This window comes from Catenulispora acidiphila DSM 44928 (assembly GCF_000024025.1).
Classification (GTDB): Bacteria; Actinomycetota; Actinomycetes; order Streptomycetales; family Catenulisporaceae; genus Catenulispora; species Catenulispora acidiphila.
In genome coordinates this window covers 511,234-538,132 of the sequence record NC_013131.1, presented here as the reverse complement: position 1 = coordinate 538,132, position 26,899 = coordinate 511,234, and the positions used below count along the sequence as shown (strand labels likewise).

Sequence of the window (26,899 nt, the reverse complement as noted above, 5' to 3'; positions counted from 1 at the left end):
GCCGGGCTCTTCCGTGGCCCGGCCGCTGTCGCAGCATCTGGTGCAGTCTCTGACGCAGACGCTGCGTTCCTCACGCAGCCTGTGCGCGGATCCGGCCGCGGTCGACCGCCTCGACGAGCGCTTGGTGATCCCTCTCGTTCTGGTCGGCGTAGACCTCGGCGAACCGGGCGAGCGCGCGATCGAACCCGTCGCCCTTCCCGAGGTACGAAGCGATCGCGATCCGGTCGGAGGAGCGGGCGTGAGCACGGGCCAGAGTGGCTCCGCAGAGCTCTCCGAAGATGCGCATCGAATGGGGCACCATGGTTCTGGACTCGAGGATGCCCTTCCAGTCACGGAGCTGCCTGACGTAGAAGTCGTGCGATCCGCCGTGCGCGTCCTCGCCCCGCTTCCAGCCCAGCAAGATGTCCCCGACCGCCTGCATCAGCCGCTGTCCGGCCACGACGCGGTGGCCCTGGTGCGCGTAAGGGCTCTCGCCGGCGTAATCCGCCAGCACGGAGCGGTTGGCCTCCTTGATCTGGAGGAACAGCGGATCCTGTTCGTCGGAGCCGGCCAGCAACACGATCCAGCACCGGGTGCCGACGCTGCCGACGCCGACGACCTTGCGGGCCATGTCGACGACGCGGTACTGGTCGAGCAGCATGCGCAGATCGGAGCGCAGGCTGCGGCTGTAGCGCCGGACCAGATCCCGGATCCACGCCTCGACCTCTCCACGTTCCAGGTCCGGGAGCAGGTCGGCGAGCGGGACGACGAGTGGTGGATCGGCGACGATGCGCGGACGCCCGTCGACCGTCGTGGTCAGCTTCTCAGCCGCTTGCAGACTGTCCCGGCCTTTGGCCTTCTCCAGCATGCGCCGGAAGTTCTTCCGGCGTTGCGCGTCGAGCTGATCGGTGTAGAGCTCGCGGATGCGCTCGGTGCTGCCGTGCGCGTACCAGACATCGAGGCTGGTCATTCCGGCGAACGCGCGCATGGCCTCGCGATAGCCGCCGGCCATGGTCCGCACCACGATCTCGCGCTGGTGGTCGTCGAAGCCGTTCTCCCGGCCGGCGATGGCGAGGCTGGCGGCGAGCCGCTTGACGTCCCATTCCCATGGGCCGCGCAGTGTCTCGTCGAAGTCGTTGATGTCGAAGACCAGCCGGCGCTCCGGTGAGCCCAGCAGGCGGAAGTTGAGAAGGTGCGCGTCCCCGCACAGCTGCGCCCGCATCTCGGACCTGGGAGTCGAGGCCAGGTCCGCGGCCATGATGGATGCGGCTCCACGGTAGAAGCGGAAGGGGGACTCGATCATCCGGCCGTAGCGAATCGGCACGAGGTCCGCGACCGACGTCGAGGCCTGCGCCTCCAACTGGTCGATCACCGGCCGGCGATCGGGGGCGGGCTCCCACTCGCCGTGGCTCGACCGGGGTGCGTCGCGCCGGGCGGAGCGTCCGCGCTTCACACGTTCTTCGGGGGTCAGATACGGGCGTCCGGTGACGACGCCCCTCCTGGACTCGGCCATTCGATGCACCTCCGGCGCCGCCGACACACCGTCTGCTTCGAACCACGGTTTCGAGCGGTCGGCTTTGACTCATTTTAGTGCCTTTTGGCATACCGTGCGGAGGTCCGCGCTCGTACACCGCGGCGTCCAGGTGGACACCGGTGTTGACCATGAATGCCCCACCACCGAGGGCTCGGCCGGGATCGTCCCGGCCGAGCCCTCCGGCGGTCTACGCGCTGGGCTGCAAGCCGGGGCACGAACCCGAGTCGGCCTTGCCGGTCTCGAAGTACGCGATCAGGTGGGAGGCGCACTCGGGCACCAGCGCCAGCGAACCGTGTCGGAAGTCGTCGACGGTGAACACGGTTCCGCCGATGGCTTGCTGCATCTGCCACACCCACGGGTACGGGGTCAGCGTCTCGTATTCGTGCCCTGACATCTGGAGCGAGCCTGGGCTGTAGCGCAGCGTGAAGTGCTGCACCGGCAGATTCCATCCCGCGCAGGTGGGGCGCAGTGCCGTGAGGTCGCCGGTGACCGGGTCGCGCTGGAGGTTGCGCTGGTACTCGTCCCAGAGCGGTTCGAAGGCGCGGGAGCTGTCGTCCTCGTTGCACAGGTAGGCCTGCTGCGCCGTCGGGTTGAAGGCCTGCGGGGCGCCGCTGGGCGGCGGGGGGAGCGGGCCGTGGCCGTTGGCGACGGCCTTCACTCCGGGCGGGGCCGGTTGCCCGGAGACCGCGGCCGTCATGCTCTTCAGGACGGCCGCAGCCTGCTCCCAGTCAGTGTTCTGCGAACTCGCGAGGGACGCTATGAACCCACCGTCCAGCGGCTCGCTCAGGTCAGAGAACTGCCAGGGATGCGCGTCGCCCTGCTTGCGCAAGGCCAGCACTCGCGCGGTCACCGACTGAGCGGTGGTGCCCAAGCCGTAGACGTCGTCGTGCTGCGCCAGCCATGTCGCGAACAGTCCGAAGTCCTGTTCCACGCTCTGCGCGGCGCCGTCCATGCGGTACGCCAGATCGTAGGCGCGGGGCGAGACGACGCTGTCCAGCCACATCCGATGGATCGTCGCCGGGAACATGCTCCGATACACCGCCCCGAGCTGAGTGCCCCACGAGACGCCGAAATAGCTCGCCTGCGACTCGTGCAGCGCGCGCCGCAGTTGGTCCAGATCCCGCGCCGCGTTCGCGGTCGTGAGCTGCCCCAGGAACGCGGGGTCCGACGAGGAGCACTCGGCGTTGGTCTTCGCCGATGCGTCGTACGCCTGCTTCACCTGCGCCTTCGTCAGCTGCCCGGACTGCGGCGGCGGACCGTTGAGGAAGCCCGCGCAATCCTCGGAGGTGCTGTAGCCGATCCCGCGCGGGTCGAAGCCGATCAGGTCGTACTGGTCGTTGAGCTGCGCGTCGGAGGGGTTCTGCAAGGCCACCTGCTCCGGCATCAGGTAACCGCTGCCGCCCGGTCCCCCGGGGTTCATGAACAGGATTCCCTGGCGGTGCGCCTGGTCCTTGGCTTTCAGCCGGGTGAACGCGATCGTGACATGCTGTCCCTCCGGATGCCGGTAGTCCTGCGGGACGCTCACCGTCCCGCAGTCGGTGCGTGCCCACATGTCCCGGAACGCCGCCCGGTCCTTCGGCTGGATGCCGACGGCTCCCAGGACATCGTCGGAATACTGCGGACACGCTTGCCAGGTGATGGCAGATATCGCAGAAGCCTGCGACGCGGCGTCCGGCGTCGCGCTCGCGGTGCCGGACAGACCGACGCCGGCAACGCCCAAGGCGAGCCCGAGAGCGGCGACGCCGTTGCGTTTACTGAGTTTCATGGCTCCGGTTTAGAAGAAGTCCGGCAACAGCCGGGTCACCGAGGCTGTTACCCGGTTGTTGACACCGGACCCTGATACTTGAGCGATGTCGGTCCCGTGGTATCCGCGCAGGATCCGGATGCGGTTGACGCTGCTTTACGCGGCGCTGTTCCTCGCCTCCGGCATAGTGCTGCTCGCCGTCGCGCTGTATCTGGTGTTCCGCAACCCGATCCTGGTCACGTTCGACCCGACGCCGCCGAGCCTGCCGTCGCCGATGCCGGGCAGGTCCGACGTGCTGCGCGTCTTCCGGCCGGCCACCGGAACGGTCAGTCCCACCTGGGCCACCGTGCGCGCGGCTGCCGCACAGTCGGCCGGGGTCTTGGCGGCGATGGCCGCGGTGTCGACCCTGCTGGGCTGGATCGTCGCCGGCCGGGTACTCAGTCCTCTGCGAACCATGGCGTTCCGGACGCGCCGCATCTCCGAGCAGAACCTGCATGAACGCCTGGCGCTCACCGGTCCGCGCGACGAGATGACGGAGCTGGCCACCACGATCGACGGTCTGCTCGGCCGGCTGGAAGCCGCCTTCGAGGCGCAGCGCCGGTTCATCGCCAACGCCTCGCACGAGCTGCGGACCCCGTTGGCCATGATGCGTACCTCCCTCGATGTCGCGGTCGCCAAGCCGGGACGACCGCGCGAAGTGGACGTGTTGGGCGGCAAACTACGCGAAGGCTTGGACGCCGCGGACCGGTTGCTGGAAGGCCTGCTGCTGTTGGCCCGGACCCAGAACGTCGAGCGGATGGAGACCTCTGCCGTGTCGTTGCCGGACCTGCTCGACGCCGCGCTCCACGCGCGCAGGGCCACGATCGAGGACAAGCGCCTCTTGGTGGAACAGAAGGTTGAGCCCGTGCTGTACCGAGGCAACGACACGTTGCTGGCAAGTCTCGTGGACAACCTCGTGGACAACGCGATCCGCCATAACGAGCCCGGCGGCTGGTTGCGCGCACAGGTCACGGTCCCGCGCGGCGAGCATGACAGAACCCGCATCATCGTCGAGAACGGCGGGCCGCTCTTGACCCGGGCCGAAGTGGACCTGCTCGGGCAGCCGTTCCAACGCCTCGGCTCGCAACGGACGTCGCAGCCGGGCACCGGCTTGGGCTTGTCCATCATCGCGGCGATCGCCGAGGTGCATCATGGCAGGCTGCTGCTCCAGGCCCGGGACGAGGGCGGACTGCGCGCGGAGGTGGAGCTGTGAGGGTCCTGGTCGTCGAGGACGTCCGCCGGCTCGCCGACGACATCGGCGAGGGACTGCGGGATCAGGGCATGGCGGTGGACATCGCCTACGACGGCCTGACGGCCTCGGAGAAATGCGCTTCGACGGACTACGACGTCGTGGTCCTCGACCGGGACCTCCCGGGTCTGCACGGAGACGTGCTCTGCCGCCAGATCGCCGAGTCCGCGAACCCGGCGCTGGTCCTCATGCTCACCGCAGCCGGTTCGCCGGGCGAACGCGTCCAGGGCCTGCGCCTCGGCGCCGACGACTACCTGCCCAAGCCCTTCCACTTCCCTGAGCTGGTGTTGCGCGTCCAGGCCTTGGCCCGGCGCCGCCCCGCAGCCCGGCCGCGCGTGCTGCGGGCGGCCGGCATCGAACTGGACCCGACGCTGCGCACGGCGACCAGGCTCGGCCGGCCGCTGCGGCTGTCGCCGAAGGAGTTCGAAGTCCTCGCCGCCCTGCTCGCGGCGGCACCCGCGCCGATGAGCGCGGAACACCTGCTGGAGAAGGTGTGGGACGAGAACGCCGATCCCTTCACCCGCACCGTCTCGGTCACGGTCGGCCGGCTGCGGCGCAAACTCGGCGCGCCGGACGTGGTCGTGACGATCGCCGGTGCCGGCTACGGAATCGGTGTGTCAGGGGACGAAGATGGGTCGTCCGGCGCCGTTCTGAGGGAACTCTAAGGTGCGCCGAATCCCCGGCTGAGGGCGGGCTGCTCATGTTGTCACCACGGCGCCGGTCTTCCTCCGGCGTACCGACATGGATGAAGGGCAGCACAATGGTGAAACGCAAGAGGGTCGTCGCAGTCGTGGTGGCGATCGCGGCTCTGGGCGCGACCGGGACGGCCTCGGCAGCGACATCGGGGAACACGCCGGCGCCGAGCCCGACGAAGTCCGGCGCTCCCGCGGTCGCCGGAAACGACACGTCCGTCGACAAGTCCGCCGGCAAGTCCGACGGCAAGTCCGACGGCAAGTCCGCCGACGCGGGGAAGGACGAGTTCGCCGCCCTCGCCGCGAAGCTCGGGGTGACGACGGATCGGCTCAACGCCGCGATGGTCGCCGCCAAGATGTCGCTGGCCTCGACGAACGGCGGTACCCCGCAGGCGTTCTACGCGGCGATCGCCGCGAATCTGGGGCTGCCGGTGGCGCGGGTCCAGGACGCGCTGGGGACGGAGATCTTCAGGAAGGGACCGGAGGGCGGCAAGCCGAGTAAGCACGGCGTGCCCGGGCCCTCTCCGTTCACCACGGACTCGGCGGCGGCGTTCGTGGCGCACGAACTCGGTGTCGACCAGAAGAAGGCCAAGACCGCGCTGGCCGCGGTGGTCGCTCTGGACGACGCTCGCGGTGGGGTCGACCCGACGTCCAAGGCGTTCGGGGACATCGCCGCGTCGCTCGGCGTCAGCTCCAGCAGGTTGGCCACCGCGCTCACCGACCTGAAGATGTCGATCGGTGGCACGAAGGGCTGATCGGGCGCCGGGCGCCGGTCTGCCCGGTTTCAAGAGGAACAGACCTCTCAGCTGGGCTTAAGGACCGAGAGTGAGGATGCGGGCATGCGGATACTCGTGGTGGACGACGACCCGGCGGTGCGCCGGTCCCTGGAGCACGCGCTGCGCCGGGACGGGTATGACGTCGTGTCGGTCGCCGACGGGACGTCCGCGCTCGCGGAGCACGTCGCCTTCCGGCCGGACGCGGTGGTCCTCGACATCCTCATGCCCGAGCCGAACGGGCTCGAGGTCTGTCGGGCCCTGCGTTCGGCCGGGGACGACACCCCGATCCTGATGCTGACGGCCCGGGACCTGGTCACCGACCGGGTCGCCGGGCTCGACGCGGGAGCGGACGACTACCTGGCGAAGCCGTTCGCGCTGGAGGAGTTGCGCGCACGCCTGCGGGCCCTGTTGCGACGCAGCGGCGCGCAGTCCGAGGTGCTGACGTTCGCCGACGTCCGGCTCGATCTGAGCGGGTGGCGAGTGGAGCGCGGCGGTCGGCGCCTGGAGCTGACCAAGACGGAGTTGTCGCTGCTGGAGCTGTTCCTGCGCAATCCGCAGCACGTGCTCAGTCGGACGCAGATCTTCGAGTCCGTCTGGGGCTACGACTTCGGGCCGCAGTCGAACGCTCTGTGGGTCTATATCAGCTATCTGCGAGGCAAGCTCGAGGCCGATGGCGGCGCCAGACTGATTCAGACGGTTCGCGGACTCGGCTACGTTCTGCGCGAGGAGCCGTGAACCTGCGCACGCGTCTGGCCGTGGCGGGCGGGTCGATCGTCGCCGGCGCGTTGGTACTGGTGTCGGTGGTCCTGTACCCGGCCGTGGACACCAGTCTGCGAGGCCAGATCGACAAAGCCTTGGCCACAGCAGCCGCTCAGGCGCCGGACGTGGCCGCGTACATCAAGTCCCAGAACGCGCCGCCGGACGGCCAGACACCGGCGGCACCGCTGTTCCCGCCGATCTCGATGGGGATCGGCACGACCAAGCTGCAGATCATTCCCTCGGACGTGGTCCGGATCGGTCCGTCGGCGCAGTTCATCGACGTCTCCGCCCACGATGTCTCGGTCGCGCTGGGCGGCACCGGACCGTACTTCCAGGACGCGACGTACAACGGCGTCGCCTACCGCGTCTACACCATGCCGTTCCCCGACAGCCGGGGATCGCTCGTCCGCACCGCCATCCCGGAGTCCGACCCGGCTCCGACGCTCCATGAACTCGCCTGGCTGCTCGCGGCGTCGACGGTCGCAGCCGGACTCCTGGCGGCACTGGCGGCGCGGCTCGCAGCGCGGCGCGTCCTGCGTCCGGTGGGACGGCTCACCGAGACCGTCGAGCTCATCCGCGCGACCGGCGATCTGACGATCCCGATCCCGGCCGCCAGCCGCGACGAGATCGGACGCCTAGGGGCGGCGTTCTCCGCGATGACCTCCGCGTTGGACGAGTCAGTCGGGGCGCAGCGACGGCTGGTCGCGGACGCTTCGCACGAACTGCGCACGCCCCTGACGAGCCTGACGGTCAACCTCGAGCTGCTGGCGGAGAACCCGTCCGACGCGCAGGCGCCGCTGCTGGCCGCCGAGGCGCTGGGACAGGCGGGAGAGCTCAAGGCCCTGGTCAACGATCTCGTGGATCTGGCACGGTTCGGCCAGGCCGCGTTCCACACCGAGGACGTCCGGCTCGACCTCGTCGCCGAACGCGTGGCGGCCCGAGCGGCGCGCCGGGCACCCCGGATCGACTTCGAGCTGCGGTGCGCGCCGACGTGGGTGCACGGCGACCCGGACGCGCTGGAGCGCGCATTCGCGAACCTGGTCGACAACGCCGTGAAGTGGAGCCCGGCCGGCGGACGAGTACGGATCAGCGTCGTGAAGGGGGTCGTCGAGATCGCCGATGACGGCCCCGGCATCCCCGACAGCGACCTGGACTTCGTCTTCGACCGCTTCTACCGCTCCCCCGCGGCCCGCGCGCACCCCGGCTCCGGGCTCGGCTTGGCGATCGTCCGCCAGGTCGCCGAGACCCACGGCGGCACGGCTCGGGCCGTACGGTGCTCCACCGGCGCGCTGCTGCGTCTGACGCTGCCCGTCAGCGGCGAGGCGTAGCGCATAGCGGCATAGCGGCATAGCGGCATAGGGGTGGGCCGAGTGCGCGAGCGACTCGCAGACTACGCCTGAGCAGGGGCGTCCGGAGGCGTGGGACGGCAGGTGTAGCCCAGCCTCTCGAGCGCATGGGTGACCTCCGCGCCACTGAAGTCTCGGCGGTCCTGACCGGTGATCACCGCCCCCACCTGCTTGACCGGATACCAGCGCCGGCCGATCCGCACACACGCGCCGGAGATCGGCTCGCCCTTGATCCCGCTCATCGCTTGCTCGACATCACTCGCTTGCAGGTGGAAGGAACATCCGGCGATCGTGAAGCGCATCATGCCTCGCAGGTAGATTCGGAGGGGATGCCAGGCGCGACAAGAGACGGTTCGCACGCCGCCTGCCGCTCCACGCGAGGGATTCCTCGCAGACACTTCCGTGTACAGGATATAGCCCCTCCGCCGCTGACGGACCGATGCCGCGGTTTCCGGCCGTCTATCCGGTCCGGGAGCGAGCGGCGCATACGGTCGGTGACGTGTCCGTGACACTCGACCATCTGAGGGCCGGACCAACCCATTTGGACCATCAGCGGCGCGGTCCGTGCTCAAGGCGCGGGGAGCACGACCGTCCCGCTCGATGAGTGTTGATTACCCCGCAAGACCGCCGGCGAGCCAGACGGCCGGCCGCTCGCCGACGTAGATGAAGACGGTGCATGCGGGGTGCTCGTCGTCGGGGTCGCTGGTCGGCACGTAGGCGTAGATCCAGCCGTCGACCTCGCGCTCGATTCCGTCCCGGAGCTTCTTCACGGTGAGGGTCTCGCCGTCGAGCGGGCCGCCTCTGAGAACGACGTTCGGCTGGTCGCTTTCCCACTGATCAGACGCCATGGATCAAGTGTCGCCCAGCTGGTGCGAACGCGCGCGGCAAGACAACGCGTCAGGCTGCGGGATCGCCGCCGTCGGGTCTTAGGGGGTTGAAGGTGGCCTCGGGGATCACGAATGGATCTTCCTTTGCCCCTTGTTCCACGGGCAGGCCGTCGTCCCAGGGGCGGACGAAGTGTCGTTGTTCGTACTGCTCGAAGATGTCGCGGTGGAGGGAGTCGTGGTCGTTTGGCTCCTGGTGGACGCGCTTGACGATGATGGAGAAGCTTCGGTGCGCCTCGGCGCCGTAGGGGTACGGATTCAGCAGCATCCTTTCGCGGGTCGCGATGGCGAAGACGGTGGGCGAGGCCTGAGTCATGCGGATGCAGGCGGCGTTGACTTGGTGCGCGTGGAGGAACTCCAAGGCCTCGCTGATTTCCTCGGGGATGGCTGTCCCTGCTCGGTGTTCCTGGCGGGCGCGTACTCGGGCGAAGGTCGGGTGAGTCAGCAAGACTCTGAGATCCAGCAGATCCTGGGCGGCGAGGGAGGCTGCCCAGGACAGGATGCCGGCGCCGTCGAATCCCAGCGCCGAGGCCTCCAGGATGCCTTTCAGCGATGTGCCGACGAACCATAGCCGCGCGCGGGGTCCGTCGCGATCGTCGGGACCCCCGGTCCGGGAGCTTTCCACGGCCGCGCTCTTCAACTCGTCGCGCAGATGGCTCTCGATGTCGATCAAGGCGTCGGTCCGAGTCAGGAAGATGTTGTCCAGACCGAGGTCGCGGCCGTTGCCGAAGAGCGGCAGAAAGGTCTCGATGGTTTTGCGGAACTCGCTCTGCACCTCGTTCATGGTGTCGCCGACGTTCTTGACGTGCGCGTTCAGGCGAGTGTTGAGTTCTCCGAGGATCTGGTGTTCGAGCTGTTGCGACGCGATCACCGTCACCAACAGCGTCGTGCAGCCGAACAGCGCCAGGTTGACGCCGACTTCCAGAACCACATTGTGAATGTCCGAACTGGCGCCGAAGTGGTTGCGAAGGACGACGAAAACCAAGCCCACAACCGCCATCGACGCGGATACCACCATCAGCAGCATCCGCCAGGTGCGTTTCAACTGAGCCTTGAGTATTGGCTCATCGTTGATCAGCGCACCGTCGAACAGCCTGCTCGCCATGGCAGTCTCCTCATCCTTCGTCCTCATTGTGACGTTTGGTGAAGAGGGTGTATAGCGGATTTCACGCTCGCCGAGGGCTATAGCGGGCACACGTCAGATGGCTGCGACGCTGGCTGTTACGGCCACCCCTGCCATTGCCACTCGACGCTCGGGCTGTGCTCGCTGATTACTCGGCGGCGGCGTGCTGAACGGGGGAACAGGGCTTCGCACATGGCGTCTGGGGTTGTTTTGCCGCCGGTGGTGAGGGCGTAGGTGCGGTAGGTGAGGCCGGCGTGGTGGGCGAAGGTGGTGAGTTGGTCTTCGGTGAAGCCTCGGGCGGGGGTCATGGTGAGGTGGCGGGATTCTTCGTCGAGGAAGTAGAGGCGGCGGGGGCGTTGGCCCCGGAGGGAGATGGATGCGATCTCCACGACCGCGGCTGGGCATTCGCCGGAGGTCACGGGGCGGTGGCGGGCTTGGGCGACGTTGTCTGCGGAGAATTCTGGTTGGACGCCGCCTTGGGCGGTGGGCCAGTGGGGTGAGGTGTCGTTGTCGCCGGTCACGGTGAGGAGGTTGCCGTCCCAGGCCAGGCTGCCTTTGGTGAACCACCAGGCGGTCATATGCGGGGGCGTCGAGGTGGGGACCAGGGTGGTCTCGCGCCAGGATCGCGCGCCGGTTGTGGAGTGGAGCACCGTTATCGTGACGCCCGGCAAGGGGAGTATTCGCGCCGCCTTTTCGGCCGCCTCGATGTCGAGCTTGTGCTGCCTGAGGCGATAGCGCGTCTCCTCGGGAAGGAACGGCGCCATCAGCCGCGGTATCAACTCGGGCATCAGGGCTTCCCTTCGACGCGTCGAACACGGCCTGCGGGCTAGCGGGGCTTGCGTATGTCTAGTCTCAGGACTGCGCATCCAGGCGTCTAGTAGGTGTCGCGAGCGCGTGTGGTCGCTATGACCGTGGCGGCCGAAAGTTTCGGTGGGATCGGCGAGCCAAGGGCTCGATCTTCACGGCGGTTATCGCCTGTTATGCCTGCCATAGATCCGACGTGTCGCAGCAAGCGCATGGTCACCTGTCGGAGTCAGGGTACGTCGGTTCTTCGAAACTTGTTCGAAACTCATTGACTACTCCACGCCCCGATCCAACACTGCCGGTAGGTCTGAGTGACCTGGTCCCGGTCGCCGTTTCTCGGCGACTCCATCACAGCTAGGAGGCGCATTTCGCATGCCCGGCAATTCACGTCTCCCCGGTGCGCGCCGGAGCCGTCGGCTCCGGATGTTCATCGGCGTTGTGCTCGCGCTGTTCCTGGGCGCGATGCTGCCGTCGGTTCCCGCTTCGGCGGCGACGAGTATCTGCTCGAACCAGACCGGCACGAACAGCGGTTACTACTACCAGATGTGGAGTAGCGGCCAGGGGTCGGCTTGTATCTCGTTGAACTCGGGGAACAGCTACAGCTCCACCTGGAGCGGGATCGGTGACTTCGTCGCCGGCGTGGGCTGGAATCCCGGCGACAAGTCGACGAAGTCGTTCACCGGGAGCCTGAACGCGAACGGCGGCACCTCGCTCGTCTCGTTGTACGGCTGGTCGACGAGTCCGCTGGTCGAGTACTACGTCATGGAGAACTACGTCGGTTCGCCCCCCACGGCCGGCACGTACATGGGACAGGTCACCAGCGATGGTGGGACGTTCAACATCTACGAGCACCAGCAGGTGAACCAGCCCTCGATCCAGGGCACCGCCACCTTCGAGCAGTACCTGGCGATCCGGACGTCGCCGGTGTCCAGCGGCACCATCACCATGTCCAACTACATCAACGCGTGGTCCAGCCACGGGATGAACCTGGGCACGCTCAACTACCAGATCCTCGCCACGGAAGCCTGGGGCGGCGGCAGCGGTAGCTCCAACGTCTCCGTGAGCTCCGGCGGTGGAGGCGGCGGTGGCGGTGGCGGAGGCGGCGGAGGAGGTGGCGGCGGCAGTTGTACTGCAACGCTGTCGGCCGGCTCGCAGGGCAGCAACTGGTACAACCTCAACGTCGCCGTCACCGGCTCCAGCAACTGGACCGTGACGATGAACATGGCCTCGCCCGCCGTCGTCTACAACACCTGGAACGTCAGCGCCACCTGGCCCAGCCAATACGTGATGGTCGCCAAACCCAACGGAAGCGGCAACAACTTCGGCGTGACCATCAGTCCAAACGGCCAATGGACATGGCCATCAGTGTCCTGTAGTAGCTCATAGCGCCATACCGCGAAGGGCAGGGCACAAGCCCGCATCCGGCGGGGTCTCGAGAATCTCGATGGCCCCGCCGGACCACGTCCGCACAGCCCGCACGAACAGGCCGTCCGCCAGCAGATCTCAGCCCGCCGGCGGCGCAGTGCTCTCCCGCACCACTAGCGCGGTGACCAAGTCGATCCGGCTGCTGCTCGGGTCCTGGCCGTGAGCCAGATCCAGAACCATGCGCGTGGCGGTCCCAGCCATATCCCTTATCGGCTGGTCGATCGTGGTCAACGCCGGATCGGTCCAGGCCGCGACCTCGAGATTGTCGTAGCCGATCACCGACAGCCCGCGCGGTACGTCGATCCCGAGCTGCCGCGCCGCCCGCAGCACGCCCAAGGCCTGCATGTCGGAGCCGGCGAACACCGCCGTCGGCCGGTCAGGGCGATCCAGCAGCGCCATACCGTGCTCGTATCCGGCGTCGAGGTAGAACGTGCCGTAGCGCACCAGATCCGGGTCGACCTCGACGTCCGCTTCCTCGTGCGCGGCACGGAACCCGGCCAGCCGAGCCCGGCTGCACAGCACGTCTTTGGGCCCTGAGATGATCCCGATCCGGCGATGGCCGAGCTCCAGCAAGTGCCGGGTGGCGACCAAGCCGCCGTTCCAGTTGTTGGAGCCGACCGTGGGCACCGAAGCGGTGGTGGCGCTGTCGGTGTCGACGACCACGAACGGTATGTCCTGACGCCGCAACCGTTCCTGCTGCACCTTGGTCGGGCTGCACAGCACGAACAGCACGCCGAGCGGACGCCGCGCCAAGACCGCGTCGAGCCAGTGCTGCGGCGGGTGGTGCGCGCCGCCCAACTGCGACAGGACCACGTCGACCCCGTCCGGTTCGGTCACCGCCTCCACGCCCCGGATGATCTCCATCGCCCACGCCGAGTCGAGCTCGTGGAAGACCAGGTCGACCTGCCCGGTGCCGGTCTGCTTCTTCTTGGCGCGCCGGCGGTACTGGTGCCGTTCCAGGCTTTCCTCGACCTTGGCCCGCGTCTGAGCCGCGACGTCCGAGCGCCCGTTGAGCACCTTCGAGACCGTCGCCACCGACACGCCGACCTCCTCGGCGACGGCTGCGATGGTGGTGGTCGTCGTGCTCGCGGTGGTCGGCGCGGTCAGGTCCACGCCGTTCCGCGATCGCCGAGGTGCCATCGAAACATCTCCCCGCCCTCACCGAAAGTTTCGGCCAGAGTAGCAGTGGATCAGGCCGTAAAAGAAGGTCACGCCGAGTCCGCGCCGCGCCCTGCCACCCGGTCGCGAGCGGTGAAACTTTCGCCATCCGCAGCTCCACGCCGCAGGTCAGGTCCCTGAGTGAGGGGCGAACGTTGACTGACGCCGCGCCATTTGCGGACGGTCGGGATGCCGACCATCGATCCTTCTCCCCAGGGACGCCCACCGATGAGACTCCGCACACCCCGGTTCCGCATCACGGGCCCGACCGCGACGCTGCTCGCGGGCCTGCTGGTCGCCAACGTGCTGACGCTGGCGATACCGACCGCAGCGCACGCCGGCACGCCCTCGGCCACCGGCGAGTTCGACTACGCCGAGGCGTTGCAGGACTCGATGCTCTTCTACGAGTCGCAGCGCTCCGGCCCGCTCCCGGCCGACAACCGCGTGTCCTGGCGCGGACCGTCGGACCTCACCGACGGCGCCGACCACGGCCTGGACCTGACCGGCGGCTACCACGACGCCGGCGACGAGGTGAAGTTCGGCCTGCCCGAGGCGTACTCGATGACCGCGCTGGCCTGGGGAGCGATCGACGACAAATCCGGGTACCAGAAGTCCGGCCAGTGGCAGTACCTGGAACGCGACCTGCGGTGGGGCGACGACTACATCATCAAGGCGCACCCCTCGCCGCATGTGTTCTACGGCCAGGTCGGCGACGGCAGCAGCGACCACAGCTTCTGGGGACCGGCCGAGGTCAACCCCGAGCCGAGGCCTTCCTACGCGGTGACCGAGTCCTGCCCGGGCTCGGACCTGGTGGGCCAGGCGTCCGCGGCGATGGCCGCGTCCTCGATCGTGTTCCAGACCGATGATCCCTCGTACTCCGCGAAGCTGCTCGCGCAGGCGAAGTCCCTGTACGAGTTCGCCGACGACTACCGCGGCAAGTACGACGCCTGCATCACCGGCGCTTCCAGCTTCTACACCTCGTTCAGCGGCTACTGGGACGAGCTGGTGTGGGGCGCCATCTGGCTCTACAAGGCGACCGGCGACACCGCGTACCTGACCAAGGCCGAGACGTACTTCGCCAACCTGAACAAGGCGAATCAGACCACGACGCCGGAATACGCCTGGACGATCAGCTGGGACGACTCCTCGTACGCGTCGTACATCCTGCTCGCCGAGATCACCGGCCAGCAGCAGTACATCGACGACGCCGAGCGCAACCTGGACTGGTTCACCACCGGCTACAACGGCCAGCACGTGAGCATGTCCCCCGGCGGTGAGGCGCAGGTCGACGTCTGGGGCACGGCGCGCTACTCCGCGAACGAGGCATACCTGGCCCTGGACTTCGAGAACTGGCTCAAATCGCAGAGCCTTGATACGGCGAGGCAGGCCACGTACCACGACTTCGCGGTGCGCCAGATGAACTACATCCTCGGCGACAACCCGAACAAGGAAAGTTACGAGGTCGGCTTCACCAACGGCGGCACGAACACCGCCTGGCCGCAACAGATCCACAACCGGCCCGCCCACGACTCGTGGGACCAGAGCATGAGCGACCCGCCGAACACCCGGCACCTGGACTACGGCCTGCTGGTCGGCGGCCCGACCTCCGGCGACGGCTTCACCGACAGCCGCCAGAACTACCAGCAGACCGAGGGCGCGCTGGACTACAACGCCCTGTTCTCCGGCGCGCTCGCCGAGCTGACCACCGAGTACGGCGGCACGCCGCGCGCGAACTTCCCGCCGACCGAGACGCCCGACGGTCCCGAGGAGCTCATGCAGGCCTCGCCGAACCAGACCGGCTCGAACTTCATCGAGATCAAGGCCGAGGTGGTCAACAAGTCCGGCTGGCCGGCCCGGCACCTGACCAACGGCTCGTTCCGCTACTACTTCACCCTCGACGCCGGCGAGACCGCCTCGCAGCTCCAGCTGACCTCGCCCTACAGCCAGTGCAACGCGCCGGGCCCGATCACGCAGTACTCCGGCTCGACCTACTACGTGACGATCAGCTGCGCCGGCGACGACGTCGCCCCGGCCGGGCAGTCGCAGTTCCACCGCGAGGTGCAGTTCCGCATCACCTTCCCGGCGGCGCACGACTACACCAAGGACTGGTCCTACCAGGACCTGGTGGGCATGGCGACCAACTCGACGCCCGTGAACACCAGCCACATCGAGCTCTACGACGGCAGCACGAAGGTGTGGGGCACCGCCCCGGGCAGCGGCACGCCGGTCACCCCGCCCGGAACGCCCGGGACGCCGACCGCCTCGGCGATCACGGCCACCGGCGCGACGCTGGCGTGGGCCGCCTCGACTCCGGGCACGAACGCGGTGGCCGGCTATGACGTGTACAGCGTGTCGGGCGCGACCTCGACCAAGGTGGCGTCCTCGACCACGACGTCGGCGCCGCTGACCGGGCTGACGCCGGGCACGGCGTACACGTTCGACGTCGTGGCGCGGGACAGTGCGGGCAACCAGTCCCCGGCATCGCCGACGGTCGCGGTGACCACCACGTCCTCGTCCGCGACGCCGCCGAGCGCCCCGACCGCGCTGACGGTCACCGCGACCGGGTCCACGAGCGTCGGGCTGAGCTGGACCGCCGCCAAGGCGGGGACGTCGGCGATCGCGAGCTACACCGTCTACAAGACCGGTTCGCCGGCGACCGCGGTCGCGACCGTGGCAGCTCCGGCGATCACCGCGACTGTCAGTGGCCTGACGCCCTCGACGGTGTACCAGTTCTATGTCGTGGCGACCGATGTCAATGGCCTGAGTTCCGCTGCGTCATCGAGCGTATCGGCGACCACCACAGCGGGCACTCCGCCGCCGCCGTCGTCCGTCTCGGTGCAGTACGAGACCAGCGTCACCACAGCCACCACGCAGTCGTTCCAACCATTGCTGAACGTGGTCAACAACGGGACCAGCGCGGTGCCGCTGTCATCGGTGACCATCCGCTACTGGTTCACCTCCGACGGCGGCTCCAGCACCTTCGCCACGAACTGCTGGTACGCCGTCATCGGCTGCGCGAAGGTCACGCAGTCAGTGTCCTCGGTAACCGCGACAACCGGCGCCGACCACTACGTCCAGGTCGGCTTCACCACCGCGGCCGGCAGCCTCGCCCCCGGCGCCTCGACCGGCCAGGTCCAAAGCGCGATCAACAAGAGCGACTGGTCGAACTTCACCCAGACCAACGACTACAGCTTCAACGCAGCCGACACGGCGTGGACGGCGAACACGAACGTCACCGTCTACGTCAACGGAACGCTGGTCTGGGGAACCGAACCGCACTGACGCACCGCTTCGAACGACGGCGAGGGAGTTGTACGGCTAGAAGGGCCCGAATGTCAGCGGGTTGCTCGGCACGAGCGCCTGCGAGATCGCCACGGCCACGTTCTTGCCGGCGTTGACGATGTCCGGGTCGGTGTCGGCCGAGGTGGTCACGCTCACCGCGATCGTCAGGTGCTGCGACGGCAGGTAGGCCATGAGGGCCGCGTAACCGGTGAAGGAAGGGTTCTGGAAGACCCAGCCGTTGACCACGAGCGCGCCCAGGCCGTAGTGGGCCGCCGCGGTCTGCGGGATGCAGATCGCGGCGGGGCAGTCGCCGCCGGGGAGGTAGGGCTGCGGGGTGCCCAGGCCGACCGTGCCGGGGTTGAGGAAGGTCTGGTGCCCCTGGCGGGTCAGGGTCGTGCCCACGCCGACGCCCTGGCCCGCGCGGGCGAGGTCGCAGACGTCCATGGTGATCACGGCGCCGGGCGCGGTGGTCCAGGAGGGGTTCCAGAACGACGACTCCTCGAACGGGCCGCGCGCCGTGGTGAAGGCGTGCAGCGCGGGGGCGGGGATGTCGGGCGTGAAGCTGTTCGCCGTCGCGTGCAGCCCGAAGCGGGGGTAGATGCGCTGCTGCAGCAGGCGGTCGAGCCGGGTGTGGGTGATGCGCTCCAGGGCGGCGCCGAGCAGTACGTAGTTGGCGTGCGAGTAGCTGAAGTTCTTGCCCGGCGCGTAGAGCGGGGTCTGCGGATTCGCCAAGGCGAGCAGCTCCTGGGGCGTCCACTGCTTGAACGGATGCGCCAGCAGCTCGGCCACGAAGGCGGGGTTCTTGACGTAGTCCTGGATGCCGCTGGTGGAGTCGCCGAGCATCCCGAGCGTGATCTGGTCGGCGTGCGGCACCTCGGGAAGCCAGCGCGAGATCGGGTCGGCGAGGCTGACCCGCTTCTCGTCGACCAGCTGCATCAGCATCACGCCCATGAACGCGATGCCCACCGAGCCGGCGCGGAAGCGCATGTCGGTCCGGGCCGGGACGCCGGTCATGGACGGTCCGAGCGCGCCGGTCCACACGTCGCGGCCGTCCTGCGTCACGCGGGTGATCACCGACCGCAGCTTCAGGTCGTGCCGCACCTTCGCGACGGCGTCGGCGACGGCGCGCGCCCGATCGCCCGCCGGACCCGACACCGGGGCGGGGGAGGCGGCGCACTCGCCCGGCCCGCGCCGCGCGCCGGCACCAGCGTCGGCGTGCGCGGGCACCGCGACCAGCGGTGCGGCCGACATCAGCAGGGCAGCGCACAGCAGCGCAGTTCTCATACGAGGCATGGTTCACTGTGGGCCGACGGTTCCCGGATAGCCGGGCAGGACACTCCGACGGTCCCTCCAATGGCGCACCGGGACGGCGGAGCGAGGTCCCCGTGATCCGTCCGAGGCTCCCAACCGCTGCGCGACCGCAAAGCCGTCGATAAAGCGGCTGAGGGCGCCGCCGCCGGTCATCACTGTGCGTCACCGCCGGGGCGCGGTGAATCATCCAAGGTCAGAGCACTGCGATCGGCTGCGGTTTGGCCGCGCCATGTCCGGCGTTAACACCTCGGACTCCGCCATGACGCTGTGGGCTGGGACCTTCGGCCTGCACGGAACCACGGAACGTGTGTTCGCGGACGTCTGGGCCGGTGATGCTCCCGGGCGTCCGGTCCTTGTCGGGTGTGGGGGAGGTATCGGGCTCATGGCACATACTCGCTTTCACGTCGCACCGGTTCCGGGCGCGGTCGGCGGGCCGGCTTCGGCGGCGCTTCCGGCCTGGCGCCTGGTCGGGGGGAACAACCGGGTCCTGGGACGCGCGCCGGGTTGCTTCGTGGACTTCGAGACCGGCTACGCCGCCGTGCTCTTCCTGCGGGAGCGGATCGCCGACGCGGTGCCGGTGCTCGGCGTCGCGGCCGACACCGGGGGACGGACCTGGCGGCTGGAGATCGGCGAGGTCGTGGTCGCACGGTCGTCTCGGACGTACCTGCGAGGGCGGGAGAACCTCTACAACCTCGCGCACTTCCTGGACTCCGTGCCGCTCGCCGAGTTGCCCGCGCCGACGCGGGACGAGCGCGGCCGGGTGTGCTTGGCATGACGGAACAGTTCATCCCGCCGGCCGGTCACGCCCAAGCGGCGAGCGCGGCAGCGGGTGCAGCAGGCGCGACGACGGCCGCGGCGGCGAACGCCCTGACCCACGTCGTCGACCTCCCCCCGACCGCCGGCGCGGAGCCGCCGCGCGCCGTGCGCCTCAAGGCCCGCGGCGGCGACCGGGTGTTCCTCACGGTCCTGGCCGGCAGCGGCATCCTGGTCCTGACGGTCATCGCCGTCATCGGCGGCTTCCTCGGCAGCCGCGCTTCGCAGGCGCTGCACGCGGCCGGCGGCGGCTTCCTCACCACCGCGGCGTGGTCGCCCGGGAACGGCACCGGCCGCGCGTCCTCGTTCGGGGTGGCGGGCATCCTGACCGGGACGGTGCTCATCGGGCTGGTCGCGATCGTGATCGCCGTGCCGCTGGCATTCGGGGTCGCGCTCTACATCTCCGAGTACGCCCCGCCGCGCCTGCGGCCGTTCTTCACCAGCCTCATCGACCTGATGGCCGCGGTTCCGAGCGTGGTCTACGGCCTGTGGGGCTTCCTGTTCCTGGAGCACCGGGCGGTCGGGGTCGCGCACTGGCTGGCGACCTATCTGGGCTGGATCCCCGGTTTCCAGGTGACCGGCGCGCGGGTGCACGACCCGCTCGCGCCGCTGACCGTCTACACCGCCTCGACCTTCATCGCCGGCACGGTGGTGGGGCTGATGATCACGCCGATCGTCAGCTCCATGATGCGCGAGTCGTTCTCGCAGGCGCCGCTGGGCGAGCGTGAGGGCGCCTACGCGCTGGGCGCCACCCGGTGGGGCGTGATCCGCACGGTCGTGCTGCCGTTCGGCCGGGGCGGCGTGATCGGCGGCGCGATGCTCGGGCTGGGCCGCGCGCTCGGCGAGACGATCGCGGTCTACATGATCATCTCGCTGGTGTTCCGGATCCAGCCGCACATCCTGCAAGCCGGAGCCAGTTCGGTGGCGGCGCTGATCGCCGCGCACTACGGGACGGCGACGCCGTTCGAGCTGTCCGCGCTCATGGCCGCCGGGCTGGTGCTGTTCCTGGTCACCCTGGTCATCAACCTGGCCGCGTCGGCGATCATCGCGCGCAGCCGGTCCGGAAGGGACAGCGGCTGACATGACGGCCACGGACATGGCAGCCGCGGACATCGCGGCAGCCGACATGACCGGCCTCACCGAGGAACCGGAAGACGCCGGAACGACCGTCCCCCCGGAACCGGCAGCGGACGACGCCGGCCCACCGGAACGACGCCGCCGCGTCCGACGCCTGAAACGCGACGCGCTGTTCGCGCTCCTCGGCGCGGCGGCGGCAGCGGTGAGCCTGACCATCCTGATCAGCACCTGGTTCGCGCCGTTCTCCGGACCGCTGGGCTTCGTCGTCCTGAGCTATCCCCTCTTCCTCGCCTGCTACGCGGTCCTGGTCTGGACGGACGAAAGCGGCCCGATCCTGCGCGACCGGTTGATGGCGGTGGTGACGCACTCGATCGCCATCCTGGTCGCCGGAGTGCTCGTGCTGATCGTCGGCTTCCCGATCTGGGGCGGCCTGAAGTCCTTGACCCACCTCAACTTCTACACGCAGGACCTGCGCGTCGCCGGTCCCGTGCAGCCGATCACGATCGGCGGTCTCCAGCACGCCGTGATCGGCACCGCCGAGCAGATCACCATCACGCTGGCCATCACGGTCCCGCTCGGCATCGCCTGCGCGGTGTTCATGAACGAGTCCCCCGGACGGCTGGCGAACCTGGTGCGCACCGTCGCGGCGGCGGCCACCGCGCTGCCCTCGATCGTCGCCGGGCTGTTCGTCTTCGCCCTGCTCATCCTCGAACTCGGGCTCCCGAAGTCAGGGCTGGCCGCCGCGCTCGCGCTGAGCGTGATGACGCTGCCGATCATCATCCGCGCCTCCGATGTCGTGCTCCGTCTGGTGCCCGGCCATCTGAAGGAGGCCTCTTACGCCCTGGGAGCCAGCCGTTGGCGGACCGCGCTGCGCGTCACCCTGCCGACGGCACGGTCGGGACTGGCCACGGCGGTGATCCTGGGGGCGGCGCGCGGCATCGGCGAGACCTCGCCGGTGCTGCTCACCGCGGGCTACACGCAGTACACGAACTACGACCCGCGCAAGGGTCCGCAGACCTCGCTGCCGCTGGCGACGTTCAAGCTCGTCACTTCCGGCCAGCCGAACTACGTCACGCGCGGATACGGCGCGGCGGCGCTGCTGATGCTGCTCGTGCTCGTGCTGTTCGTCGCCGCGCGGGCGGTCGGGGGCAGGGGCGCGGGGCAGCTCAGCCGGCGGCAGCGGCGGCGCCGGGCCGCGACGTCGAGGCGGGTTCAGGAACGCTTTTTGGCGCGCCGCGCCGCCCGCGAGCAGGCCGATCCCGCGACGGCCGCGGCCGCATCCGCGACACCCGCCGCCACGACGGCCGACCGCCCCGAACCGATGGAGCACTCGTCATGAACCGCCACCACCCGCGGCGCCGTCGATCGCCGCGCGGCAGGCTCCTGCTGCTCTCCGCCGCCCTCGGCTTGTCCGCCGCACAACTCCTGAGCCCGCCGACCGCCGGGGCGACGCAGTACGCGCCGATCGCCGGCGCCGGATCGACCTGGGCCGAGAACGCCGTCAACCAGTGGACCAGCGACGTCGCGCAGTACGGCATGCAGGTCAGCTACACCGGCTCCGGCTCCTCCGACGGCCGCAACCAGTTCAAGGCGGACCCGGCGACGGTCGACTTCGCGATCTCCGACATCCCCTACGGCTCGGTCGACAACGGGACCCTGGACACGTTGCCGGACAAGCCGTTCGCGTACATGCCGGTGGTGGCCGGCGGCACGGCGTTCATGTACCACCTGGACATCGGCGGCCACCGCGTGACGAACCTGCGCCTGGACGACCAGACGATCGCGAAGATCTTCACCGGCGGCATCACGACCTGGAACGATCCGGCGATCGCGAAGACCAACCCCGGTCTGACGCTGCCGGCCCGGCAGATCATCCCGGTCGTGCGCACCGACGGCTCCGGCACCACCGCGCAGCTGACCGGCTGGATGGCCGCCAAGTATCCCGGGCTGTGGGACTCGTTCTGCTCGGCGGCGGGCCGCGTGGTCTCCCCGCACTGCGGCTCGACCTCGTTCTTCCCGCCGGCGCCCGCCGGATCGGCGTTCATCTCGCAGTCGCTGGACTCCGGGGTCGCAGGCTACGTCGCGCAGCCCACCTCGGAGGGCGCGATCACGTACACCGAGTACTCCTACGCGCTCCAGTCCGGATTCCCGGTCGCGAAGATGCTCAACGCCGCCGGCTACTACACGCTGCCGACCGCCTCGAACGTCGCGGTGTCCCTGACGCAGGCACAGATCGACAACGACGCCTCGGATCCCACGAAGTACCTCACCGAGAACCTGGCAAACGTCTACGGGTACTCAGATCCGCGGACCTACCCGCTGTCCAGCTACAGCTACATGATCGTGCCGCTGTCCACCGCCCCGCCGTTCAACACCGCCAAGGGTGTGACGCTCAGCGCCTTCGACTACTACCTGCTGTGTCAGGGCCAGAGCACGATGGCGCCGCTGGGTTACTCGCCGCTGCCGATCAACCTGGTGCAGGCGGGGTTCAACCAGATCCGGAAGATCCCCGGGGCGGTCGTGCAGAACATCGTGATCTCCTCCTGCAACAACCCCACGTTCTCCTCGAGCGGGGTCAACACTCTGGTGGCGAGCGCCCCGGACCCGCCGTCGTGTGACAAGAACGGCGCCACGCAGTGCGCCGCCGACGGCGTGACCGCGGTCCCGGGAGGCGGCTCGTCGGGCGGATCCCACGGTGGCTCCTCCGGGGGCGGTTCCGGCGGATCCGGTGGCTCCAGCGGAGGATCCGGCGGCGGTGGCGGAACCTCAGGCGGTGGGACGGCCGGTGGCGTCGCAAGCGGACCCAGCAACGGCAATCCATCGGCGCATCCGAGCTCGACCAGCAACGTCATCACCGTGCCGACGACCCCGAGCTCTCCCCCGGTCTCGCTCGACGGCGCCGACGCCGTCGCGGTCCCGGTCTCTGTCGGCACGTCGCTCGGCGACTCGGTCGGCGCCTACCTCGCAGCGGCTGCGGCGACTCTGCTGCTGACGACCGTGTTCGGTCCGCCTCTGGTGTCCCGCCTACGGAAGGGGCGCCGATCATGAGGACCCTGACGATCTCGCGTGTCGTCTCCGGGGCGTTCGCCGTCTGCGTGGCGGTCTCCGGACTGCTCTCCGGTCCGACGTCGCATGCCGCTGCCGCTGCCGCACCACAGCCGACCCCGAAAACGAACGCGACGCAGACCGCGAGCTCACCGCTCACCAAGACCGGTACCGGCGCCTTCAGCGGTATGGCGGTCACCGTCGACAAGTCGCAGGACCTGATCAACGAGGCCATCGGCATCAGCTGGACCGGCGCGCCGACGACCCTCCCGCGCAACAACAACACGAACTTCGGCGCCGACTACCTCCAGATCATGCAGTGCTGGGGCGACAACCCGGCGGGTCCGGACGCCTCGCAGTGCGAGTTCGGCGGTACGACGCTGGGCGGCCCGACCACGAGGCGGCTGAACAATCCCCAGATTCCGGACCCGTTGCTGCCTCCGGCCGTCGCCAACGACCCCAACCAGGAGTACGAGGACTTCGTCCCGGCTCCGACCGCCGCGCCGACGTCCCCTTACGCGCCGCCAGCGCCGGTGAAGGACCCCTCGCAGATCGCCACGTCCTTCGACAGCTCGAACACGAACGAGATCCCCTACGCCCGGACCTATGCCAACGGCACCGGCCACGTCTACTTCCAGCTGGACACCGTCCGCGAGTCCCCGGCGCTGGGCTGCGGACAGCCGGTCGCCGATCCGGCGGCGCCCGGCGGCGCCCGGATCGAGCCGTGCTGGCTGGTCGTGGTCCCGCGCGGCACGCTGGAGGCGGACGGCAAGACCACCGTCGACGGCACCAACATCGTCCTGCAGACCTCGCCGCTGTCCCCGACGAACTGGGCGAACCGGATCGTCTTCCCGCTGACCTTCCAGCCGGCGGCCTCCGCCTGCGCGATCGGCGCGAACGAGGTGCAGATCGGGGGCGATGAGATGCTCGCCGAGGCGATCAAGAGCTGGGAGCCGGGGTTGTGCGCCCACAATCCCAAGGCTCCGTTCAGTTTCTCGCAGATCGGCGGGGACGCCGCGCGCCTGCAGCTCGCCTCGCCGAGTCCCGGGTTCCAGTTCCTGTCCAAACCGGTCACCTCGACGCCGGGCACGCCGCTGCCGTCGATGCTCTACGCGCCGGCTGCGATCTCCGGGCTGACGATCTCGTTCTACATCCAGAGCCAAGCGGTCGTCCCGCCGCCGGGGCAGCCGCCGAACCCGCCTGCCGCGCAGAACGGCGTGCAGCTCACCCAGCTCAATCTGAACGCCAGGCTGGTCGCGAAGCTCGTCACGCAGTCCTACCGATGGGGTGTCGACTCCTCCATCGACACGCCACAAGGCGCGGCATCGGACCTGGCGAAGCAGAATCCCCGCGACCTGACGCAAGACCCTGAGTTCTTGACCCTGAACCCGCAATTCAAGGGTCTGAGTTTCGCCGGCGGCATCCCTTCCATCGTGGTCCCGTTCGGCAACGCCGACGCCTACACCGAGCTGTGGACCTGGCTCAAGAGCGATCCGGCGGCATCGGAATTCCTGAGCGGAGTCGCGGACAACACCGGTAAGTACGGTCAGCCCGGTTACTCGGGCATGGTCCTCAACCCGAACTACCTCCGGACGCAGTTCCCGATCGAGGACTTCCCGACGACCGACCCCTACTGCCGTCCCACGGTGTATCAGGACCCTTCGCACGCCGGGACGCGCAACCAGCAGAGCGCCCTGTGCGGTCTGGCGCTGCATCCGTATCCGGTCACCATGCACGACGGGGTTCTCAACGCCACCAAGGGAAGCCTGGGCCTGCGCGTCTCGTGGAGCCCGAACAGCGCGAACGTGGGTTCCTGGGGTCCGACACCGCCGCAGCCGGACGGGCAGGTCGCCATCCTGGTGCTCGCCGACGCCCCGACCGCCGCGCGCTACGGGCTGCCGGCCGCCCGGCTGTGCGACGACCGCGCCGGGGTGCCCGATCCGTTGCTGCCGCCCGGGCAGCAGCCTTCGGCGGATCTCGACGCGCACTGCGTCGCGCCAACCACCGACTCGCTGCTGAAGGGGGTCGCGGCGGCGCAGCCCAGTCCGGGGGCGCCGACGATGCTGGTCCCGAATCCGATCCCGATCGACCTCGGCGCGTATCCGTTGACCACGCTCACCTATGCCGCGACCGCGCCGAGCAAGCTGACGAAGGCCGACGGCGCGCACTACGCCGATCTGCTGGACTACATCGCGAGCGCCGGGCAGATCCAGGGACTGGACCCCGGCGACCTTCCGCCCGGCTACGCACCGCTGCCCGCCGCCCTGGCCGCGCAGACAGCCGCGGCGGCGAAGCTGCTGCGGACCGCCGCCGGAGTGCCGGAGGCCGCGCCGATCGGGAGCGCGCCGTCCAGCAGCGCCACGAGCCGTCCGGCCGCGATCGTCACGCCGCATGCGCCCTCGACTCCGCCGCCGCCGCGCGTGCCGGTGCAGCATCCGCCGCTTCCGAAACCCACCGGTCCGGGTCCGGCGGTCGTGGTGCGAGGCACCATGCCGGCCAGTGATCTGGCGCTGTCGGCCGGGAGCACGCCGGCCGTGCCGATCGGCAGGATCCGCTTCGCCGTGCTGATCTGCCTGCTGGCGGCGGGGGCGAGCGTCCTGGTCGGTCCCGGGCTGTTGCGGGTGGCGCGCCAGGCGGCGGCTGAGGGCGCGGTGGACGGCGAGCCCGACTCATCCGGCGAGTCTGACGAACCCGGCGAGCCCGACGAGCCCGACTCACCCGGCGAACCCGCCGACTCCCCCGAGCCCGCGGATCCCGAAGCCCTGGACGCCCCTGACGTCCCGGCACCCGAGAGTCCTGAGACGAACCCGTCCCAGGATCCGTCCCCCTCGAAGGGAACAGGACAGTGAACCAGAAGACGAAGAAGCTCGCCGTCATCGGCGCGGTCGGGCTGTTCGTGCTGGGCGCGGCCGGTTCGGCGCAGGCCGACCCGAGCGGCGCCCCGCAGTTCCGGCAGCTGGCCGGCGTCGGCTCGGACACCACCACCCCGGTGATGAACGCGCTGTCGAACGACCTCACCGTCGGCGGCACCAAGGTCATCGGCTCCTACGACGCCACCGGCTCGACGACGATCGCCACCCAGGCCGGCACGACCTGCTCGAAGATCGCCCGCCCGAACGGCTCCGGCGCCGGCCGCACCGCGCTGCTGGCCTCGCTGGCCGCCAAGGACGGCTGCCTGCAGTTCTCCCGCTCCTCCAGCCTGACCCTGACCGCCACCGGCGGCGCGCAGCTGACCTACGTGCCGTTCGCGCTGGACGGCGTGACCTACGCCATCACCGGCACCGACACGCTGATCCCGCGCAACCTGGACCTGGCCACGCTGCAGTCCATCTACACCTGCGACCCGACCGTGGTGGGCACCGCCCCGAACTTCTCCATCACCGCGATGCTGCCGCAGGCCGGATCGGGCACCCGCTCGTTCTGGGAGGGCAAGATGGGCATCACCGACGCGGACGTGGTCGCCGGCAAGTACGCCTGCATCACCGACAAGTCCAACGGCCAGCCCATCGAGGAGCAGGACGGCCGCGTCCTGACCGACAAGGCGATCATCCCCTACTCCATCGCGTCGTACGACGCCGAGGAGTCGCAGACCATCCAGGACGTCCGCGGTGCCGCGGTCCTGGGCGCCGTCGGCGGGGTCGCCGCGCAGCAGATCAACTCCAGCTTCCCGGTCACGCGCGAGGTCTACAACGTGATCCCGACCGCGGACACCGCGACCGCGCCGTGGAGCACCACGTTCGTCGGCTCGTCCTCGCTGGTCTGCGCCGACTCCTCGACGATCACGAAGTTCGGCTTCACCGTCGCCCCCGACTGCGGGAGCACCACCAACGTCACCGCTCCGTAGTGAGGGCCGTCCGGC

The 26,899-nt window shown here is 69.2% G+C and carries 21 protein-coding genes; 13 read left to right on the top strand and 8 right to left on the bottom strand.

The window, feature by feature from the left end; genetic code table 11:
• Positions 1 to 70 precede the first annotated feature (70 nt).
• Both CACI_RS02355 and CACI_RS02350 read right to left on the bottom strand, forming a co-directional pair.
• On the bottom strand, positions 71 to 1,492 hold the full coding sequence (locus CACI_RS02355) for a DUF2252 domain-containing protein (protein ID WP_012784720.1): 1,422 nt from the start codon (positions 1,490 to 1,492) through the stop codon (positions 71 to 73).
• A 208-nt stretch (positions 1,493 to 1,700) separates the two neighbouring features.
• Positions 1,701 to 3,278 (bottom strand): alpha/beta fold hydrolase, encoded by a 1,578-nt coding sequence (locus CACI_RS02350; protein WP_012784719.1) that lies wholly within the window; start codon positions 3,276 to 3,278, stop codon positions 1,701 to 1,703.
• Positions 3,279 to 3,363: 85 nt separating this feature from the next.
• Here CACI_RS02350 and CACI_RS02345 point away from each other — a divergent pair, with 85 nt between their 5' ends.
• The 5 genes from CACI_RS02345 to CACI_RS02320 all read left to right on the top strand — a co-directional run bounded on the left by CACI_RS02345 (position 3,364) and on the right by CACI_RS02320 (position 8,100).
• Complete coding sequence (locus tag CACI_RS02345) at positions 3,364 to 4,509, top strand: sensor histidine kinase (protein WP_041539999.1); 1,146 nt, start codon at positions 3,364 to 3,366, stop codon at positions 4,507 to 4,509.
• Positions 4,506 to 5,210 carry a response regulator transcription factor gene (locus CACI_RS02340; protein WP_012784717.1) on the top strand — a complete coding sequence of 235 codons (705 nt, stop codon included), beginning with the start codon at positions 4,506 to 4,508 and terminating at the stop codon, positions 5,208 to 5,210. The genes CACI_RS02345 and CACI_RS02340 overlap by 4 nt, the downstream gene beginning before the upstream one ends.
• A gap of 95 nt (positions 5,211 to 5,305) precedes the next feature.
• Entirely contained in the window at positions 5,306 to 5,992 is a 687-nt protein-coding gene (locus CACI_RS44915) for a hypothetical protein (RefSeq protein ID WP_012784716.1), read from the top strand.
• A gap of 84 nt (positions 5,993 to 6,076) precedes the next feature.
• Positions 6,077 to 6,748, top strand: a complete 672-nt coding sequence (locus CACI_RS02325) for a response regulator transcription factor (RefSeq protein ID WP_012784715.1) — start codon at positions 6,077 to 6,079, stop codon at positions 6,746 to 6,748.
• Positions 6,745 to 8,100 carry a sensor histidine kinase gene (locus CACI_RS02320; RefSeq protein WP_012784714.1) on the top strand — a complete coding sequence of 452 codons (1,356 nt, stop codon included), beginning with the start codon at positions 6,745 to 6,747 and terminating at the stop codon, positions 8,098 to 8,100. Before CACI_RS02325 ends, CACI_RS02320 begins: the two co-directional genes overlap by 4 nt.
• A 62-nt stretch (positions 8,101 to 8,162) precedes the next feature.
• Here the strand turns inward: CACI_RS02320 and CACI_RS02315 are convergent, their stop codons facing one another.
• The 4 genes from CACI_RS02315 to CACI_RS02300 all read right to left on the bottom strand — a co-directional run bounded on the left by CACI_RS02315 (position 8,163) and on the right by CACI_RS02300 (position 10,913).
• Positions 8,163 to 8,423, bottom strand: coding sequence for an SCO5918 family protein (locus CACI_RS02315; RefSeq protein WP_223297431.1), 261 nt, complete (start codon positions 8,421 to 8,423; stop codon positions 8,163 to 8,165).
• 306 nt (positions 8,424 to 8,729) lie between these two features.
• Entirely contained in the window at positions 8,730 to 8,966 is a 237-nt protein-coding gene (locus CACI_RS02310) for a hypothetical protein (RefSeq protein ID WP_012784712.1), read from the bottom strand.
• Positions 8,967 to 9,015: 49 nt separating this feature from the next.
• Positions 9,016 to 10,107 carry a hypothetical protein gene (locus tag CACI_RS02305; RefSeq protein WP_012784711.1) on the bottom strand — a complete coding sequence of 364 codons (1,092 nt, stop codon included), beginning with the start codon at positions 10,105 to 10,107 and terminating at the stop codon, positions 9,016 to 9,018.
• Between the two features lie 116 nt (positions 10,108 to 10,223).
• Positions 10,224 to 10,913 (bottom strand): hypothetical protein, encoded by a 690-nt coding sequence (locus tag CACI_RS02300; RefSeq protein WP_012784710.1) that lies wholly within the window; start codon positions 10,911 to 10,913, stop codon positions 10,224 to 10,226.
• A 439-nt stretch (positions 10,914 to 11,352) separates the two neighbouring features.
• Here CACI_RS02300 and CACI_RS02295 point away from each other — a divergent pair, with 439 nt between their 5' ends.
• On the top strand, positions 11,353 to 12,315 hold the full coding sequence (locus CACI_RS02295) for a glycoside hydrolase family 11 protein (RefSeq protein WP_223297430.1): 963 nt from the start codon (positions 11,353 to 11,355) through the stop codon (positions 12,313 to 12,315).
• A 117-nt stretch (positions 12,316 to 12,432) separates the two neighbouring features.
• On the opposite strand, the gene CACI_RS02290 is transcribed toward CACI_RS02295, so the two are convergent.
• A complete protein-coding gene (locus CACI_RS02290) occupies positions 12,433 to 13,494 on the bottom strand; it encodes a LacI family DNA-binding transcriptional regulator (RefSeq protein WP_012784708.1) in 1,062 nt (353 codons plus the stop codon).
• A gap of 246 nt (positions 13,495 to 13,740) precedes the next feature.
• On the opposite strand from CACI_RS02290, the gene CACI_RS02285 reads away from it, so the two are divergent.
• Positions 13,741 to 16,794: a glycoside hydrolase family 9 protein gene (locus CACI_RS02285; RefSeq protein WP_012784707.1), complete on the top strand. Its 3,054-nt coding sequence runs from the start codon at positions 13,741 to 13,743 to the stop codon at positions 16,792 to 16,794.
• Between the two features lie 36 nt (positions 16,795 to 16,830).
• Here CACI_RS02285 and CACI_RS02280 read toward each other — a convergent pair whose 3' ends face one another.
• Positions 16,831 to 18,078, bottom strand: a complete 1,248-nt coding sequence (locus CACI_RS02280) for a serine hydrolase domain-containing protein (protein ID WP_012784706.1) — start codon at positions 18,076 to 18,078, stop codon at positions 16,831 to 16,833.
• A 409-nt stretch (positions 18,079 to 18,487) separates the two neighbouring features.
• Between CACI_RS02280 and CACI_RS02275 the strand changes: the two genes are divergently transcribed.
• Genes CACI_RS02275 through CACI_RS02250 form a run of 6 tightly spaced genes read left to right on the top strand, consistent with a single transcriptional unit; the run spans position 18,488 to position 26,884 of the window.
• On the top strand, positions 18,488 to 18,880 hold the full coding sequence (locus CACI_RS02275) for a hypothetical protein (protein ID WP_012784705.1): 393 nt from the start codon (positions 18,488 to 18,490) through the stop codon (positions 18,878 to 18,880).
• Complete coding sequence (gene pstC, locus CACI_RS02270) at positions 18,877 to 19,998, top strand: phosphate ABC transporter permease subunit PstC (RefSeq protein ID WP_012784704.1); 1,122 nt, start codon at positions 18,877 to 18,879, stop codon at positions 19,996 to 19,998. The genes CACI_RS02275 and pstC overlap by 4 nt, the downstream gene beginning before the upstream one ends.
• A gap of 1 nt (position 19,999) precedes the next feature.
• Positions 20,000 to 21,334: a PstA family ABC transporter permease gene (locus tag CACI_RS02265; protein WP_012784703.1), complete on the top strand. Its 1,335-nt coding sequence runs from the start codon at positions 20,000 to 20,002 to the stop codon at positions 21,332 to 21,334.
• Positions 21,331 to 23,043, top strand: coding sequence for a phosphate ABC transporter substrate-binding protein PstS (locus tag CACI_RS02260; RefSeq protein WP_012784702.1), 1,713 nt, complete (start codon positions 21,331 to 21,333; stop codon positions 23,041 to 23,043). The genes CACI_RS02265 and CACI_RS02260 overlap by 4 nt, the downstream gene beginning before the upstream one ends.
• Positions 23,040 to 25,889 carry a hypothetical protein gene (locus tag CACI_RS02255; RefSeq protein WP_012784701.1) on the top strand — a complete coding sequence of 950 codons (2,850 nt, stop codon included), beginning with the start codon at positions 23,040 to 23,042 and terminating at the stop codon, positions 25,887 to 25,889. The genes CACI_RS02260 and CACI_RS02255 overlap by 4 nt, the downstream gene beginning before the upstream one ends.
• On the top strand, positions 25,886 to 26,884 hold the full coding sequence (locus CACI_RS02250) for a substrate-binding domain-containing protein (protein ID WP_012784700.1): 999 nt from the start codon (positions 25,886 to 25,888) through the stop codon (positions 26,882 to 26,884). The genes CACI_RS02255 and CACI_RS02250 overlap by 4 nt, the downstream gene beginning before the upstream one ends.
• The last annotated feature ends 15 nt before the right edge of the window (positions 26,885 to 26,899 follow it).